The sequence below is a fragment of the Lentzea sp. NPDC003310 genome (assembly GCF_040610935.1).
Lineage (GTDB): Bacteria > Actinomycetota > Actinomycetes > Mycobacteriales > Pseudonocardiaceae > Lentzea.
Map to the genome: position 1 here is coordinate 259,454 of NZ_JBEXNC010000004.1, position 15,412 is coordinate 274,865.

At 71.8% G+C, this 15,412-nt stretch carries 21 protein-coding genes; 12 read left to right on the plus strand and 9 right to left on the minus strand.

The window, feature by feature from the left end; all coding sequences use genetic code 11:
* Positions 1–9: 9 nt before the first annotated feature.
* The 4 genes from ABZX02_RS08795 (at position 10) to ABZX02_RS08810 (ending at position 3,419) form a co-directional block, all read left to right on the plus strand.
* On the plus strand, positions 10–1,044 hold the full coding sequence (locus ABZX02_RS08795) for a S66 peptidase family protein (RefSeq protein ID WP_355296258.1): 1,035 nt from the start codon (positions 10–12) through the stop codon (positions 1,042–1,044).
* A gap of 158 nt (positions 1,045–1,202) precedes the next feature.
* Positions 1,203–1,646, plus strand: a complete 444-nt coding sequence (locus ABZX02_RS08800) for a hypothetical protein (protein WP_355296260.1) — start codon at positions 1,203–1,205, stop codon at positions 1,644–1,646.
* A 91-nt stretch (positions 1,647–1,737) separates the two neighbouring features.
* Positions 1,738–2,439: an aminoglycoside phosphotransferase family protein gene (locus tag ABZX02_RS08805; RefSeq protein ID WP_355296262.1), complete on the plus strand. Its 702-nt coding sequence runs from the start codon at positions 1,738–1,740 to the stop codon at positions 2,437–2,439.
* Between the two features lie 173 nt (positions 2,440–2,612).
* Positions 2,613–3,419 (plus strand): DUF3097 domain-containing protein, encoded by an 807-nt coding sequence (locus ABZX02_RS08810; protein WP_355296263.1) that lies wholly within the window; start codon positions 2,613–2,615, stop codon positions 3,417–3,419.
* Here the strand turns inward: ABZX02_RS08810 and ABZX02_RS08815 are convergent.
* Positions 3,416–3,832 (minus strand): DUF3592 domain-containing protein, encoded by a 417-nt coding sequence (locus ABZX02_RS08815; protein WP_355296265.1) that lies wholly within the window; start codon positions 3,830–3,832, stop codon positions 3,416–3,418. The two genes, ABZX02_RS08810 and ABZX02_RS08815, sit on opposite strands and share 4 nt — an antisense overlap.
* A gap of 99 nt (positions 3,833–3,931) precedes the next feature.
* Here ABZX02_RS08815 and ABZX02_RS08820 point away from each other — a divergent pair, with 99 nt between their 5' ends.
* From ABZX02_RS08820 to ABZX02_RS08840, 5 genes are all read left to right on the plus strand, one after another.
* The gene (locus ABZX02_RS08820) at positions 3,932–4,357 is read left to right on the plus strand and encodes an NfeD family protein (protein ID WP_355296266.1); all 426 of its coding nucleotides are present in this window, start codon (positions 3,932–3,934) and stop codon (positions 4,355–4,357) included.
* 36 nt (positions 4,358–4,393) lie between these two features.
* The gene (locus tag ABZX02_RS08825; protein WP_355296732.1) at positions 4,394–5,590 is read left to right on the plus strand and encodes an SPFH domain-containing protein; all 1,197 of its coding nucleotides are present in this window, start codon (positions 4,394–4,396) and stop codon (positions 5,588–5,590) included.
* A gap of 185 nt (positions 5,591–5,775) precedes the next feature.
* A complete protein-coding gene (locus ABZX02_RS08830) occupies positions 5,776–6,198 on the plus strand; it encodes a YciI family protein (protein WP_355296267.1) in 423 nt (140 codons plus the stop codon).
* 29 nt (positions 6,199–6,227) lie between these two features.
* Positions 6,228–7,529 (plus strand): RNA polymerase sigma factor, encoded by a 1,302-nt coding sequence (locus tag ABZX02_RS08835; RefSeq protein ID WP_355296269.1) that lies wholly within the window; start codon positions 6,228–6,230, stop codon positions 7,527–7,529.
* Positions 7,530–7,591: 62 nt separating this feature from the next.
* Positions 7,592–8,668, plus strand: coding sequence for a hypothetical protein (locus ABZX02_RS08840; RefSeq protein WP_355296270.1), 1,077 nt, complete (start codon positions 7,592–7,594; stop codon positions 8,666–8,668).
* 36 nt (positions 8,669–8,704) lie between these two features.
* On the opposite strand, the gene ABZX02_RS08845 is transcribed toward ABZX02_RS08840, so the two are convergent.
* Complete coding sequence (locus tag ABZX02_RS08845) at positions 8,705–10,129, minus strand: amidase (RefSeq protein ID WP_355296272.1); 1,425 nt, start codon at positions 10,127–10,129, stop codon at positions 8,705–8,707.
* Positions 10,130–10,179: 50 nt separating this feature from the next.
* Here ABZX02_RS08845 and ABZX02_RS08850 point away from each other — a divergent pair, with 50 nt between their 5' ends.
* Entirely contained in the window at positions 10,180–10,692 is a 513-nt protein-coding gene (locus ABZX02_RS08850; RefSeq protein WP_355296273.1) for a hypothetical protein, read from the plus strand.
* A gap of 40 nt (positions 10,693–10,732) precedes the next feature.
* On the opposite strand, the gene ABZX02_RS08855 is transcribed toward ABZX02_RS08850, so the two are convergent.
* Positions 10,733–11,233: a CGNR zinc finger domain-containing protein gene (locus tag ABZX02_RS08855; RefSeq protein ID WP_355296275.1), complete on the minus strand. Its 501-nt coding sequence runs from the start codon at positions 11,231–11,233 to the stop codon at positions 10,733–10,735.
* 25 nt (positions 11,234–11,258) lie between these two features.
* Between ABZX02_RS08855 and ABZX02_RS08860 the strand changes: the two genes are divergently transcribed.
* Positions 11,259–11,465, plus strand: coding sequence for a hypothetical protein (locus ABZX02_RS08860; RefSeq protein WP_355296276.1), 207 nt, complete (start codon positions 11,259–11,261; stop codon positions 11,463–11,465).
* On the plus strand, positions 11,452–12,066 hold the full coding sequence (locus ABZX02_RS08865; RefSeq protein WP_355296278.1) for a TetR/AcrR family transcriptional regulator: 615 nt from the start codon (positions 11,452–11,454) through the stop codon (positions 12,064–12,066). The genes ABZX02_RS08860 and ABZX02_RS08865 overlap by 14 nt, the downstream gene beginning before the upstream one ends.
* Here ABZX02_RS08865 and ABZX02_RS08870 read toward each other — a convergent pair.
* The 6 genes from ABZX02_RS08870 to ABZX02_RS08895 all read right to left on the minus strand — a co-directional run bounded on the left by ABZX02_RS08870 (position 12,020) and on the right by ABZX02_RS08895 (position 15,403).
* Entirely contained in the window at positions 12,020–12,670 is a 651-nt protein-coding gene (locus tag ABZX02_RS08870; protein ID WP_355296280.1) for a hypothetical protein, read from the minus strand. The genes ABZX02_RS08865 and ABZX02_RS08870 overlap by 47 nt on opposite strands.
* Positions 12,671–12,679: 9 nt before the next feature.
* Positions 12,680–13,204, minus strand: coding sequence for an AAA family ATPase (locus ABZX02_RS08875; protein WP_355296281.1), 525 nt, complete (start codon positions 13,202–13,204; stop codon positions 12,680–12,682).
* Positions 13,205–13,214: 10 nt separating this feature from the next.
* On the minus strand, positions 13,215–13,496 hold the full coding sequence (locus tag ABZX02_RS08880; protein ID WP_355296283.1) for a ribonuclease E inhibitor RraB: 282 nt from the start codon (positions 13,494–13,496) through the stop codon (positions 13,215–13,217).
* A 9-nt stretch (positions 13,497–13,505) separates the two neighbouring features.
* A complete protein-coding gene (locus tag ABZX02_RS08885; protein ID WP_355296285.1) occupies positions 13,506–14,369 on the minus strand; it encodes a sucrase ferredoxin in 864 nt (287 codons plus the stop codon).
* A gap of 123 nt (positions 14,370–14,492) precedes the next feature.
* Positions 14,493–14,819: a hypothetical protein gene (locus ABZX02_RS08890; protein ID WP_355296287.1), complete on the minus strand. Its 327-nt coding sequence runs from the start codon at positions 14,817–14,819 to the stop codon at positions 14,493–14,495.
* Positions 14,816–15,403 carry a PadR family transcriptional regulator gene (locus ABZX02_RS08895; RefSeq protein WP_355296289.1) on the minus strand — a complete coding sequence of 196 codons (588 nt, stop codon included), beginning with the start codon at positions 15,401–15,403 and terminating at the stop codon, positions 14,816–14,818. Before ABZX02_RS08895 ends, ABZX02_RS08890 begins: the two co-directional genes overlap by 4 nt.
* Positions 15,404–15,412 lie beyond the last annotated feature (9 nt).

Here is a 15,412-nt window from a genome sequence, read left to right on the forward strand (position 1 = left end):
TCAGCCACCATGTCCTTGATCAACCCGCCCAAACCTCGGCCCGGCGACAAGGTCGCGATCGTCTCCCCGGCCGCCGGCGTCGCGGGCCTGTTCCCCCTCCCGCACGAACTGGGCCTGCGGCGGCTGCGCGACGACTTCGGCCTGGTCCCGGTCGAGTACCCGACCACCCGGACGATGGGCAGCACCCCGCGGGAACGCGCGCACGACTTGCACCAGGCCTTCGCCGACCCGGACATCAAGGCGGTCATCGCGACCATCGGCGGCGACGACCAGATCACCGTGCTCCGGCACCTGGACGAAGACCTGATCAAGGCCAACCCCAAGCCGTACTTCGGGCACAGCGACAACACCAACCTGCTGCTGTGGCTGCACAACCGCGGCATCGCCGGCTTCTACGGCGGCAGCGTCATGGTCCAGTTCGGCCGCCCCGGGGCCATGCACCCCACCACCCGGGCCTCCCTGCACGCCGCCCTGTTCACGCCGGGGCGCTACCGGCTGCCCGAGTCCACCGCGTACGGCGACAAGGACAGCCCCTGGGAGGACCCGGCGACCTTCGAGACCGAACCCGTCCTCGAACCGGCGAACGGCTGGATCTGGCACCAGCCGCACACCACCGTCACGGCCCGTTCCTGGGGCGGCAACCTGGAGATCCTGTCCTGGCTGATGATGGCCGACCGCGAGATCGGCGAACCCGAGCGGTACGCCGGCCGGGTGCTGTTCTTCGAGACCAGCGAGGAGATGCCGTCGGCAACCGAGGTCTACCGGATCCTGCGCAACATGGGCGAACGCGGCCTGCTGCGCCAGTTCCCCGCCGTGCTCGTCGGCCGTGCCAAGGCCTGGTTCTTCGACAACCAGCACACCGACCGCGCCGAGCACACCAAGGCGCAGCGGGAAGCGGTGCTGCGGGCGTTCGGCGAGTACGCGCCGGAGGCGATGATCGTGTTCGACGTCGACCTCGGCCACACCGACCCCCAGGTCGTGATCCCCGTCGGCGGCACGATCGAGGTCGACGGGCCCGCGCGCACGATCACCGTCACCTACTGACCGGCCCACCCGCAGTCGGTCTCCCGCGGCATTCGGGGAACGCACACCGCCGGAACGGTGGTCGCGCGCCGAGTTCTTGACCGGCAAACAGCCGGACCCGTCGAGGCGTAACGAGGGCCGGTCGCGGCGACGATTCGCGGGTCGACGAAAGGGGAGACATGCGTTCTGCACTCAAGCGCTCCGTCGCCGCGGTGGCGGTCACCGTCGCGGGCCTCGGATCGGTGCTCGTGGCGAGCCCGGCCTCGGCGGCGTCCGGACCCGTCTGCGCCAACGGCGGCTACGAGAAGCGGTGGCTGTGGGAACAGGCGGGCGGCAACAACATCGGCCAGGCCTGCTACTGGGACTCCGGCAACCACCTCAACATCGACGACCAGGAGCAGGACGGGCACTCGCTGGTCCTGCACCTGCGCAACCCCAGCAACGGGCGCTCGTGGACCTACTGGGACTCCTCGGGCGCCGACGGGCCCGGCTCGGTCACGACCGTCACCCAGTTCGCCGACAACGTGGTGCTGGAAGGCCGGCTGTGCAAGGGCGAGTGGTCCTCCACCAACCCGCAGGTGCTGTGGAACACCTGCCGCGCGTTCTCGAACGTCCGGCTGTGACACACGGCCTGCCCGGGTGAGGTCGCTCCCGCTTGTCGGCGGTTCACCGGAGCCGCCGACAAGCGGGAGCGAACTCGCTAATCTGAGTTGAGTGATCGATGAGGACGCCAGAGCGCGGCTGATCCGCAGGTTCGGCACCGGGGTGACCGGCTGGGTCGACGGCCTGCCCGACCTGCTCGCCACCCTCGCCGCCCGCTGGGGCCTCACTCTCGTCGAGCACCTGCCCGGCGGCACCGGCGTCACGTTCCGGTGCGCCACCGCCGTCCTCAAGGTCACCCCCGACCACGACATCGCCCTGCACGAGGCACGGGCACTGGCCGCGTGGGCCGACACCCCCGCCGTGGTCGACCTGCTCGACGCCGACCTCGCCCGCGGCGCGCTGCTGCTGCGCACCATCGAACCCGGCACACCCGCCCGCGAGCCCGCCAAGGTCGTCCCGCACCTGCACCAGGCCAGCACCAAGGGGTTCCCGCCGCTGCGGGCGCGCGTCGACTTCCTGTTCGAGACCGTGCTCACCCGCCGCACCGGCACCTACTACGCCACCGAGCACCACCGTGCGCGCAAGCTCGCCGAGGACAACACCACGCCCGTGCTGCTGCACGGCGACATGCACCCCGGCAACGTCCTGCAGGGCCCGCACGGACCGGTCGCCATCGACCCGCGGGCCTGCGTCGGCGACCCCGCCGTCGACTGGATGGACTTCGTGCACGGCGGCTACGACCTGCACGGTGCCGACGTCGACCTCGACCGCGTGCACGAGTGGCTCACCGCCTTCAAGCCCTTCTACGGTTAGCGCGCCGATCACCAACCGTTGCCGCGTCCCGACCGTCTCAGACGGGCGCAGCACGGTGTCGCCCCCGTGCTCGCATATCGGGCATATGGGGGCACGGGGGCGACACCGTGCTGTGTCCTGCTGAGGCGCGCGGGACGCGGTGACGATTGTGATCGGCGCGCTAGGGTTTCCGCGTGCGTTCCCACGACTACGGCCGCGACGTCCTCTCCACGCCCAAGGTCAAGAAGGTCCCCGAGATCGCGGCCGAGCCCGGCCTCGTCGTCGAGGACCCCGCCAGCGGCTTCTGCGGAGCCGTCGTGAAGTTCGAGTACGGCCAGGTCGTGCTGGAGGACCGCCACGGCCGTCACCGCCTGTTCCCGCTTAACCCCGCCGGGTTCCTGCTCGACGGCCGGCCCGTCACCCTGGTCAAACCCGCGCCGCGGCAGCAGAAGCCGAAGACCAGCGCGTCCGGGTCGGTGCGCGTCGAAGGCCTCAAGGCCCGCACCGCCAAGGCCAGCCGCATCTGGGTCGAGGGCAAGCACGACGCCGAGCTCGTCGAACGCGTCTGGGGTCACGACCTGCGCGTCGAGGGCATCGTCGTCGAACCCCTGCACGGCGTCGACGAGCTGCCGCAGCGCATCGCCGAGTTCGGCACCGCGCCCCACCGCCGCCTCGGAGTCCTGGTCGACCACCTCGTCGCCGGGTCCAAGGAACAGCGGCTCATCGACCAGATCCGCGACGACGACGTCCTCGTCACCGGCCACCCCTACGTCGACATCTGGCAGGCCGTGAAGCCCGAGGCCGTCAAGATCGCGGCGTGGCCGGCCGTGCCACGCGGCACCGACTGGAAGACCGGCGTGTGCGCGCAGCTCGGCTGGGGCGAGCCGTGGGAGGGCTGGCAGCGCGTGCTCAGCTCGGTCAGCAGCTACAAGGACATCGAGTCCGACCTGCTCGGCGCGGTCGAGCGGCTGATCGACTTCGTCACCGCCGGCGAGGACTAGGAGTCGCGGCGGACCGGTGTCCAGGCGATGAGGTTCGCGCCGACCGACGACAGCACCAGCACGCCCAGCATCACGCCGAGCACCCAGAACACCTGGTCGTTGTCGGCCAGCGCGGCGTCGGCCACCCGGCCGTCGCGCAGGTCGTATCGCACCGTCACCCGCGTGCCCGCCTCGTGCGCGGAGCCGTTCTCCGACAGCGTCGCGGTCTGCCGGGAGCCGTCGGGCAGCGGGTACTCGACCTTCACCGACGCGCTCTTGCCCGACTTGATCCGCTCCAGCACCGTGGCCTCGGCGCTGGCCCACGAGTGCTGCTCGCGTGCCGTCTGGAGCACGGTCACCAGGCCGATCACCGCGCCCGCCAGCACGAGACCGGACAGCAGCCGTCCGGACCGCGACTTCAGAGTCTTCGCCACGCCCAGTTCAATCTGCCGGTGATCGATTTCGTTACGGTCCGGGGGCCGGCACGGTGAATCTTCACGCTGCGTGCTCCCCGTTGGTGTATGACTGGGCGCATGGCCGCGCTGATCTGGCTGATCGTCGGGATACTGCTCGTCGTCGCCGAGGTTCTCTCTGGTGACTTCGTGCTGGTCATGCTCGGCGCCGCCGCGCTGGCCGCGGCGGGCGTGTCCGCCGTGGGCGCCGCCGACCTGGTGAGCGTGCTCGTCTTCGCGGCCACGTCGCTGGGCCTGATCGTCACGGCCCGCCCGTTGCTCAAGAAGCGGCTGCAGCTCGGGTCGGACATCCGGATGCACCACGAGGCACTGCTGGGCAGCAGGGCGATCGCGGTCACGAAGGTGGACGAGCACGGCGGGCAGGTCAAGATCGGCGGCGACACCTGGAGCGCGCGCACCCTCGACGGGTCCGTGGTCGACGAAGGCGAAGCCGTCACCGTTGTCGAGATCTCGGGCGCCGTCGCCGTGGTGATAGCCGCGGTCTGACGCGCCCTCAGGAGGGTGTGAACCGAGTTGGACCCGATCACCGCTGTGATCGCCGCCGTCATCGCGATCTTCGTGCTGACCATCGCCGTCAAATCCGTGCTGGTCATCCCGCAGGCGCAGGCCGCCGTCATCGAACGCCTCGGCCGCTACCGCAACACCGCGGCACCCGGCCTGAACATCATGGTCCCGTTCATCGACAAGGTGCGGGCCCGCATCGACCTGCGCGAGCAGGTCGTGTCGTTCCCGCCGCAGCCGGTGATCACCCAGGACAACCTGACGGTGTCGATCGACACCGTCGTGTACTTCCAGGTCACCGAGCCGCGCTCGGCGGTGTACGAGATCTCCAACTACATCGTCGGTGTCGAGCAGCTCACCATCACGACGCTGCGCAACCTCGTCGGTGGCATGAGCCTGGAGGAGACGCTCACCTCCCGCGACCACATCAACGGCCAGCTGCGCGGTGTGCTGGACGAGGCGACCGGCCGCTGGGGCCTGCGCGTCGCCCGCGTCGAGCTCAAGTCGATCGACCCGCCGCCCTCCATCCAGGACTCCATGGAGAAGCAGATGCGCGCCGACCGCGAGAAGCGCGCCATGATCCTCACCGCCGAGGGCCAGCGCGAGTCCTCGATCAAGACCGCCGAGGGCCAGAAGCAGTCGCAGATCCTCGCCGCCGAGGGCGCCAAGCAGGCCGCGATCCTGTCCGCCGAGGGTGAGCGGCAGTCGCAGATCCTGCGGGCGCAGGGTGAACGCGCGGCCCGCTACCTGCAGGCGCAGGGCCAGGCCAAGGCCATCGAGAAGATCTTCGGCGCGATCAAGGACGGCAAGCCCACCCCGGAGGTGCTGGCCTACCAGTACCTGCAGACGCTGCCGCAGATGGCGCAGGGCGACGCGAACAAGGTCTGGATGATCCCGACCGACTACGGCAAGGCCCTCGAGGGGTTCGCCAAGATGCTCGGCGCGCCCGGCGAGGACGGCGTCTTCCGCTACGAGCCGCCTGCCGACACCGCCGAGCGTCCCAAGCCCGAGGACGACGACGAGTCGGTCGCGGCCTGGTTCGACCTCAAGTCCGACCCGAAGGTCGCCGAGGCCGTCGCCGCCGCGGAGGCCGTCGCCCGGCAGGAGGTGCCCGGTCCGCTGAGCACCCCGCCGCGGTCGGTCGGCGCCGCGTTCCCGGTGCCGGAGCTCGAGGCGGAGCAGCCCCGGTCGCTGCACCAGCCCGACGAGCGCCTCTGACGTCCACACGCGACACGCGAGCGGCCCATCCCGATCACCGGGGTGGGCCGCTCGCGTCTGTGACCAGCGGAAACAAAAAGTTCGAAGAAAATCCCGGGGACGTGTCGATCGAAGCGCCCACCCGTTCGACCTGAGCGTGAAAGGGTCCACAACGGACCCGCACGAACCATCTGGGAGAGACCGACATGAAGTTCATGCTGATCTGGCGCGTGACCTCCGACGAGGCCTGGGGCAACCTCGGCGAGATCGACTTCGACCAGATGCTCGAGACGGTCGGCAAGTTCAACGAGGAGCTCATCAACGCCGGTGTGCTCGTCGCCGCGGAGGGCCTCGCCCCGGCCGAGGAGGGCGTGGTCGTCGACTTCTCCTCCGAACCGCCCGTGGTCACCGACGGCCCGTACGGGGAGACCAAGGAGCTGTTCAACGGCTTCTACCTGATCAACGTCCCGACCATCCAGGACGCGATCGAGTGGGCCAAGCGCACACCGATGACCGCGGCCGGGTTCAAGACCGAGATCCGCCGCGTGCCCACGATCGACGAGTTCCCGCAGGACAACGAGTGGATCAAGAAGGAACGGGCGTGGCGCGAGTCCACCGGCCAGCTCTGAGCTCACCGGCCTGATCTATTTTGGGCGCCATGAGCAGCAGCGACCCCACGGGACGCAAGGCCGTGGCGGCGGTGTGGCGCATCGACTCCGCGAGGATCATCGGTGCGCTCACCCGCTACACCGGCGACTTCGCGCTGGCCGAGGACCTGGCCCAGGAGGCACTGGCCGAGGCGCTGGTGACCTGGCCGCGCGAGGGAGTGCCGAACAACCCGGCGGGCTGGCTGCTCACCGTCGGGCGGCGGCGCGCGATCGACGCGTTCCGCCGCCGCAGCGCCCGCGACGAGAAGTACGCGGCGATGGCGCACCACCTGCCCGAGGGAGGCGCGTTGACCGGCGCCGAACCCGGTCCCGCACCGGACGACGTGCTGTGGGACCCCGACCAGATCGACGACGACACCCTCGCGCTGATGTTCACCTCGTGCCACCCGGTGCTGTCGCGGGAGTCCGGGGTCGCGCTGACGTTGCGCGTGATCGGCGGTCTGACCAGCGACGAGATCGCCCGGGCGTTCCTGGTGCCCACGGCCACCGTGCAGGCGCGCATCACGCGGGCGAAGAAGACGCTGGGCGCGGCCGGGGTGCCGTTCGAGGTGCCGCCGGTCGCCGACCGGCCCGCGCGGCTGGCGCAGGTGCTCAGCGTGCTCTACCTGATCTTCACCGAAGGCTCGTCGGCCAGCTCCGGTGAGGAGGTCATCCGGTTCGACCTCGCGGGGGAGGCGCAGCGGCTGGCACGGATCCTGTCGCGGCTGATGCCCGAGGAACCCGAGGTGCACAGCCTGCTCGCGCTGCTGGAGCTCACCGCCGCCCGCTTCCCGGCGCGGCGCGGCCCCGACGGGCAGACCGTGCTGCTGGAGGAGCAGGACCGGCGCCGCTGGGACCGCTCGGCCATCGCCCGCGGCCGTGCCGCGCTCGCCAAGGCCACCGACGCCGGCCGCGGCTACGGCTACTACGGGCTGCAGGCCGCGATCGCCGAGTGCCACGCGCTGGCCTCCTCGGTGCGCGACACGAACTGGGACCGCATCGTCGCCCTCTACGACGGGTTGAGCCGGCTCGCGCCGTCCCCGGTCGTCGACCTCAACCGCGCGGTCGCCGTCTCGATGGCGCAGGGACCTGAGGCGGCGCTGCCGCTCGTCGACGCGCTGGCCTCCGACGCCGCGTTCAAGGACTCGCACCAGCTACCGGGCGTGCGCGGAGAGTTGCTGCGCCGCCTGGGGCGGCACGAGGAGGCCCGCACCGAGCTTGAGCAGGCCATTCGATTGTGCGGAAACGAACGCGAACGGGAAGTTCTGACGCGGAAGCTGGCTGACCTGTCGCCATCTGACGACAGAGGGTGAACCTTAAATCCTTAGGGCGACATCCGTAGCACTCGACCGGGTGACGCGGGAATGATGTTGTGATGGACTCGCTGCCCGCCACCGTGGCCTCCGCGCTCGTTGAGGTCGACAGCGAGCCCGCCGACTGGCCCGCCCGCTGGCAGGCGCTCACCGCGGTGTCGGTCGAGCTGCAGTCGCTGCTGGTCACCGACCCCGGCCCGCGGCTGGTGGCGTTGATCGAGCAGATCGTCGGCCAGCTCGCCGACGGGGTCGAGACCAGCCGTCACCACCGCGTGGAGCTCGCCGAGCTGACCCACCGGGTGCTGGGCACCCACGCCCGTGCCTGCGTCCAGACCCGGCCCGATCCGCGGCGGCTCGCCGACTGGCTGCTCGACCTGCAGCTGCGCCACCCCGACGCGCCCGACGTCAGCCTCGCCGCCTACGGCGACGCCCTCGACGACGAGGGTCTCGCGCACTACCGGGACCGCGCGGTGGAGCTGTTCGCGCCGCTGCCGGTGATCGGGTTCGGCGAGACCGGCCGCTACGACCGCGCCCGCTGGGCGTTGCTGCGCGTGATGGAGGAGCTCGCCGAGTACACCGAGGACGTCGACCTGCAGCTGCTCGTGCTGGGCAAGGACCTGTCCTCGGGGTGGCACTACCTGCAGGTCGCGACCGTGCTGCGGGACAACGGCCGCTCCGAGGAGGCCCTGGAGTGGGTCGAGCGCGGGCTGCGCGCGGTCGGCGGGCGCGGGGCGGCGCCGCGGCTGATCGACCTCGCCGTGGAGGAGCACCTGCGCCGGGGCGCGCCGCAGCGGGCGGTGGACGTGTGCCGGGAGGCGTTCGTCACCCGGCCGAGCCTGGAGGTCTACCTCAAGCTGCGGGCGCTGGTCGTGCACACCGACGAGTGGCCGCCGTTGCGCGCGGAGCTGGTGCAGCACCTCGTGACCGACGGCAGCCGCCTGGCCGTCGAGGTGTACCGGCGCGTGGTGGAGGTCGAGCTCGCCCGCCGCGGCATCGAGGAGCAGGAGCTGCTGGTCGAATGGCTCTCCCAACTACGCGGTCTGCAGCCCGACGCGTTCGCCGACTACCTGGACCACATCCGCTCGCGGCACGTCGCGGACCGCGAACTGCTCGACGAGTTGTCCCGCCGCGGGTTCTGACCGTTTCCGGTTCGAATAGTCCGTACTCGTAATATCCTAGTTCGCATGATCGAGGCCGGAGGGGATCCGGTCCGCCCACGGCCGGACGCGCTCCAGCTGGGCGGACAGCGACAGCAGCGTGCACTCGTCGTGCTGACGGCCCACGAGCTGCACCGCCAGCGGCAGGCCCGCGGAGGTGCGGCCGGCGGGCACCGCGGCGGCGGGGTTGCCGACGATGTTCCACAGCGGCAGGAACGTCGTGTACTGCGCGGCCGCGAGCAGCGCCGTGACGACGTTGCGGCCGTCCCACTCGCCCACGCGGATCGGCGGGCGGGTCAGCGCCGGGGTCAGCAGCACGTCGATCGAGGCGAACACCCGGTTGGCGTACGCGGTGAGCGTGGCGTCGTCCTTGGCCGCCCACCGCGCCGCGGCGCGCGGGACGCGGCGGCCCAGTTCGGCGGCCGCGCGGGTGCGCGGTTCGACCAGGTCGGGCAACTCCATGCCGGCGCGCGCCAGGAAGGCGTTGTGCAGGTAGCGCACCGCGAACTGGGTGGAGGCGGTGAGGTCGCGCATCGGCGGGTCCAGGCGCACCACGTCGTGCCCGAGGTCGGTGAGCAGCGCGGCGGTGTCCTGCACGGCGTCGCGGACCTCCTCGGCGATCGCGATGCCCGGCCCCCACGGCCGCAGCGACACCCCGATCCGCAGCCGGCCCGGGTCGGTGCGCGCGGCCTCGGTGAAGCTCGTGCGCGGCGGGTGCGCGACGTGCGCGTCACCGGGCGCGGCCCCGCGGATCTGGTCGGCGACCAGCGCCCAGTCCGCGACCGTGCGGGTGATCGGGCCCGCCACGACCATGCCGTCCCACATCTGCGGTTCCGGTGCGAGCGAGACGCGGCCGCGCTGGGGCTTGAGCCCGAACAGGCCCGTCACGGCGGAGGGGATGCGGATCGACCCGGCGCCGTCGGTGCCGATCGCGGCGGCCGCCAGTCCCGCCGCCACGGCCGCGGCCGATCCGCCGCTGGACCCGCCGGGGGAGTGCGTGAGCGACCACGGGTTGCGCGTCGGTCCCGCCCAGGAGCTCTCGGTGTACGGCCACAGGCCCAGCTCCGGCATGCGGGTGCGGCCGATCACGACGGCTCCGGCGGCCCGCAGTCGCGCCACGATCGCCGAGTCCGCGGGCTGCGGCGTGCGCGCGGCGTTCGTGCCCTTGGTGGTGGGCAGCCCCTCGATCGCGATGTCCTCCTTCACCGCGATCGGCACGCCCAGCAGCGGCAGGTCCTCGCCCGCGGCCCGGCGCGCGTCGGCGGCCTCGGCGTCGGTCAGTGCCTGCTCGGTGAAGACCAGCCGGAACGCGCCCAGCCGCGGGTCGATCCGCTCGATGCGCCGCAGGTGCTCGGCGACCAGGTCGCGCGCGGTGATCTCGCCGGACCGCACGGCGTGCGCCTGCCTGGCCGCCCCGGCGAAACACAGCTCCGTCAGCTCCATGAACCGACCCTAAGCGCCCGCAGTTGATCCACGGAATGGGAGAAGCACGCATGAGAGTCCTCGCGATGGCCGCCACCACGCTCGTCGCCCTGGCCACCCTGGTGTCCCCGGCGCACGCCGCCGGCACGCCGGTCTACCGCTACGAGATCATCGACCGCGCCAACAGCTGGCTCACGGCCAACAACGGCGTCCGCGTCCCGTACGACCAGAACCGCAAGTGGACCGACGGCTACCGCATGGACTGCTCCGGCTACGCCTCGATGGCCGCGCGGCTGCCCAAAGACCCCGACGCGCCCAACACCCAGGCGCTCATCACGAGCACCTACACGTTCGCGATCACGATGACCGACCTCAAGCGCGGCGACCTGGTGATCGACGCGATCGGCGACGGCAACAACCGGCACGTCGTGATCTTCGACCGGTGGACCGACTCGACCCGGCGCGCCTACTTCGCCTACGAGCAGCGCGGCGACTGGGGCACCGACTGGCGCAGCCGCACCTACGGGCTGGAGGCCAACTCCGAGTACAAGCCGCGCCGCCTGCACAACGTCATCGACAAGTGAGTGGGAGACGGCGTGCCCGCCGGGGTGGGCGGGCACGCCGTCACGCGCTCTGACGGCCGCGGTGGTTGGCCACGGCGACGCGGTTGGCGCACTTCGTGGAGCAGAACCGCCTGCGGCCGTTGCGGCTGGTGTCGACGAACACCGTCTCGCACCCGTCCCGCCCGCACGAGCCGATGCGCCCGGCGTCCTCGCAGAACAACGCCGCCAGCCCCGCCGCCGTGTACGCCTTCACCCGCACGTCGGTCGGCGCGTCCTCGCGGGCGTAGTGCAGGTGCGGGGCGCGGCCGTCGTGGGTGGAGATGTAGTGCGTGGTCGACGACTGCGCGAGCAGGTCGTTGAGCAGCTCGACGGTGGGCTCGCGGAACACCTGCCGCAGCCGCTCGACCCAGTCTCGTACGTCACGTTCCTGCCGCGCGTCGAGCGAGCCCAGGGGCTTGTAGTCGGAGGCTTTCAGCACGTCCAGCAGTCGCGCGGCCGGGTCGGCGTTGACCAGCTTCGCGGCGAGCTCGGCGGCCGCCCCGCCGTAAGGGTTGAAATGCACTAGACCATGACATCAGGCTTGGCTCATGATCGCCACCTGCCCCGCCTGCCACTGGCAGTCCGCCTCCGCGCTCTCGCGCCACGGCGGCGTCGCCTACGTCCGCTGCGTGTGCGGGCTGTTCCTCGTCCTCGACCGCGGCGTGGTCGTCGCGACGGCCGGGACCAGCACGTTCGCCCCGAGTCACCACAGCTGTGGTGATCTTGCTAGTGTCCCGGACCGTGAGCCGTCGTGATCTTCTGTGCGACACCGCGATCCAGATCCTCGCGGTGGAGGGCGGCCGGGGCCTGACCCACCGCGCGATCGACCGCGAGGCCGGTGTGCCCATCGGCACCACCAAGAACTACTTCCCGACCCGCGAGGCGGTCCTCACCGCGTGCGCCGCCCGCATGACGTCGCTGCACCAGGCCGCCGTGCAGCGGCTGCGGGAGACGACCCCGGCGGGCATCACCGCCAGCGACGTCGCCGAGCTGTACCCGGCACTGCTACGCCGCGCGGTGGCCGAGGACCCGACGCAGATGCTCGCGATGGTCGAGCTGTACCTGGAGGCCGTGCGCCGGCCGGGCGTGCGCGAGGCGTTGTCGGGCATGGTGCTGGCCAACGCCGAGGCAGGTGCCGCGTTGCAGCAGGCGGCCGGGCTGCCCTCGACGGTGCGCGACACGGGCCTGCTCGACGCCTACTTCCTGGGCGTGGCGATCTCGCTGCTCGCCCTGCCGGCCGAGACGCTGCGCACGGTGGGCCTGGACGACCCGTACGCGCTGGGGATCGGCGTGTTCTCCGCGACCGTGCCTAACGCCGGCCCGTCACCAGCACGGCGACCAGCAGGATCAGGCTAACCACCGCCGGCACCGCGGCCGCCACGCCCAAGACCGCGAGCCCGCCCGCCGGGTTCGTCAGCACCACCCACGCCGCGGCACCTCCGCCCGCGAGCGCGATCACGGCGAGCACCGCGGCGGCACGGGCCTTGTGCGGCCTGCGGACCGGCCGGCGGGTGGCGTCGGCGCAGTGCCGGTCGAGCGCGGCGACGATCACGCGGCTGTTCTCGGTGCGCCCGGAGACGTGCAGCAGCGCGCCGTCGGCGAACCGGATCGTGCAGTCGGGGTCCACGCCCGCGTCGTAACCGCGTTCGGCGATGTCCAGGGCCGCGACCTCGTCCCACGCCCACTGCCGTCGCACCCCGCCGAACACGTGCGCGATGCCGTCGTCGTGCAGCTCGACCACTTCGGGCCGGCGGGCCTTGCGCAGCAGCACGGCGGCGGCCGGTGCGGCGACCAGCAGCGGGACCACGGCGGCGAGCAGCCCGTACTGGGCGCCGTCCAGGTCGAGCACGAACGCCAGCGCCAGCAGCACGGCGCAGGCGAGCGCGATGGCCACCGCGACGCGGCCGAGGGCGTGCCGCCGGCCGGTGTCGACGGCGTGCGTGCTGATCAGGGAACCCATCAGGGGAACCTACCGCCCGGCCAGCGTCGCGATCAGCGTGTCGTAGGTCTGCTCCACGGTTGCGCCGGTGGTGTCGAGGACGACGGATGCCGGCGTGAGGTAGGCGGCGAGGTGCCGGTGGATGCGGCGGATCAGCGTCTCCCCGCCGAGCGCCTCGACCGTGTCGTCGATGTGGTGCGCGCGGTGCCGGAAGCGGTCGATCGTGGTCTCGGGTGGGGCGAGCAGCACGACCTCGACGTACTCGGCACCCGCCGCCGCGGCTGCCTCGGCGAACTTCGCGCTCTGCTCGCGCACGGTGACCAGCTGCGGCATGACGACGTCGTGACCGGTGGCGAGGTGGGTAGCGGCCATGGCGATCGCCAGGGGCCGCACGAGCTCGACCGCGCCGAAGAAGTCGTCGTGCCAGCCGCCGACGAGGCGGACGATCTCGTCGGCGTCGAGGTTGAGGGTCTTGGGGTGCTCGGCGGCGTAGCGGGCCGAGAGGGTGGACTTGCCGACGCCGGTGGGGCCGTTGAGGTGGATCAGCCGGGGCACTTGATCAAGACTAGCGGTGCCGTTGGTCGCGGGTGGTCGACGTGGCCTGCCAGCCGTCGTACCGGGCGTCCGCGTCCTGGGCGATTCGGCGCATCCGGCGTTCGGTGTCGCTCACCGCGGCCTCGTCGGACGGCAGCGAGCCGAACGCCGCGACGTGCCAGAAGCCGTCACCGGTGACCTCCTCGTCCACGACGACCTCGGTGATCCCGAGCTCGCGCAGGGCGTCCACGACGGCCGCCGGGTGGCGCCCCGGCGACGAGAAGAAGTGTGTCACCGCTCGGGTCTCGTCCACCTGCGGAGATTAACCGCAGACGCGCACCCGTTCGTCGATCGCGGTCGCGACCAGGGCGATCGCGATGTCGGGGGACTTGCCGCAGCTCGCGGGCCGCGGCGGCACGGGCTGCTCGGCGAGCGCCACGCGCCACTCGCGGCCGTCGGCGTGCCGCACGGTCGCGGAGCCGGCGGTCTCGGCGACGACGGTGAGCACGTCGCGGGTCTCGCCCAGCTGCCGCCGCACGGCGACCTCGGCGACCTGGCCGCGCGGGCTGTAGCAGGACCGGCCGCGGCATCGGTCGGCCTGGATGCCCTCGGTGACGACGCGCTCGGCCAACTGGTGGTCGATGCGTCCGTACAGGTGACCGGTGGGCAGCAGCACCCCGGTGGGCGCGAAGCGGTGCCCGCCCGTGTGCGTGCACTCCCACAGGTTCAGCGCGGTGGCGATCGGGCGGCCGTACAGGGCGCAGCAGACGTCGCGTTTGCTGTTGGTGCAGATCAGCAGCAGCGGGTCGTCCACCGGCGTGCCGAACGCGGTGGAACGGCCCTCGCCCAGCGCGGCGAAGTCGAGCTCGAGGGCTTCCTCCGGGGAGGAGAGGTCGGCCTGCTCCAGCCACGACGCGCCGGGCTTCGTCGAGGCCAGGTACAGCCTGCGGGTCGCGGGCACGTGGTCGTCGGCGTGCCTGCCGGGGCGGCGGATGAGCAGGATGCGCACCCCGGTGCCCTCGGCGCGGCGGGCGAGTTCGGCGCCCAGTTCGGGGTCGAGGTGGCTCTCGGTCAGCGCGTCGCGGCCCCAGGGGCCGGGCTGTTCCAGGCACAGCCACGCCGTCGCGGTCGCGGCCGTGCCGGCCAGCGGTTCGCCCGCGAAGTCGGAGAGTATCGAGCACCTCATCTGCACACTCTATACGGCCGTTCGGGTGATGACTAAGGCCACCCTTACTTGTTCGGGGTCAACCGGACGACGGGCGTCGTCCCAGCGGGGCTTCACCGGACCGGCCGTGATCAAACACCGGTGTCATCCGCGCTGGAGCCGCTCCACGCGCTCGGCCATGGCGGCCTCGAGCTTCGCGCGGTAGCCGAGGAACAGCTTGTTCGCGAGGTAGGGCGCCCAGTTGCCCTGACGGGAGATGTTGTGGACGCGGTGGCGCAGCAGCGCGCCTTCGGGGTGGGGGTGCAGCGAGTCCTCGCCGCGGTACCACCAGTCGCCCCAGTAGGCGATCACGCCCCGCTCGCGGTCGACGAGCCGGTGCGACCCGGACTCGCCGGCGTCGGCGAACATGCGCTCGCGCACGTCCTCGAACGGCGCCCGCACGATGCCGGTCACCTCGAACAGCAGTCTCATCGGTGTCGGTCCTCCCAGTGCTCGAAGCCGCCCACGGTGCCTTCGCGGACGGCGGTGGCGAACCAGGACAGCCAGGCGCGTTCGGCACGCAACATGGCCATCCGGTAGTCGAGCTCGATCCACGCGAGCTGGGGCAGGCCCATGCCCGCGAGCTTCTCCAGCAGCACGGCCAGCGCGGTGAGCTGCTCGCCCACGGCGGCCTCCCGGCGCCGCACGACGTCGAGAGCGTCGGCCGGGGGCAGCAGGCCGACCATCGAGATCCCGGCCTCGAAGGCGCGGTACTCCTTGGCGGGGGTGGCGATGAGGTCGCGCAGCCAGTCGTGCAGCTCGGCGGTGCCCGCGCCGGTGACGGCGTAGACGGTGCGTTCGGGGCGGTTGCCGGCCTTCTGCACGGCCGCGGCGGCGATCAGCTCGTGCCGGTGCAGCGACTCCACCACGGTGTAAAGGGAGCCGTAGTTGAGCTTGACGACCTCCTCCTGGTGGCGTTCCCGCATGGTCTGCGCCATCTCGTAGGGGTGCATGGGCCGTTCCGACAGCAGGGCCAGCACCGCGAGGGCCAGCGGGTTCGTGCGCTTGAACGTCATATCCGCTCC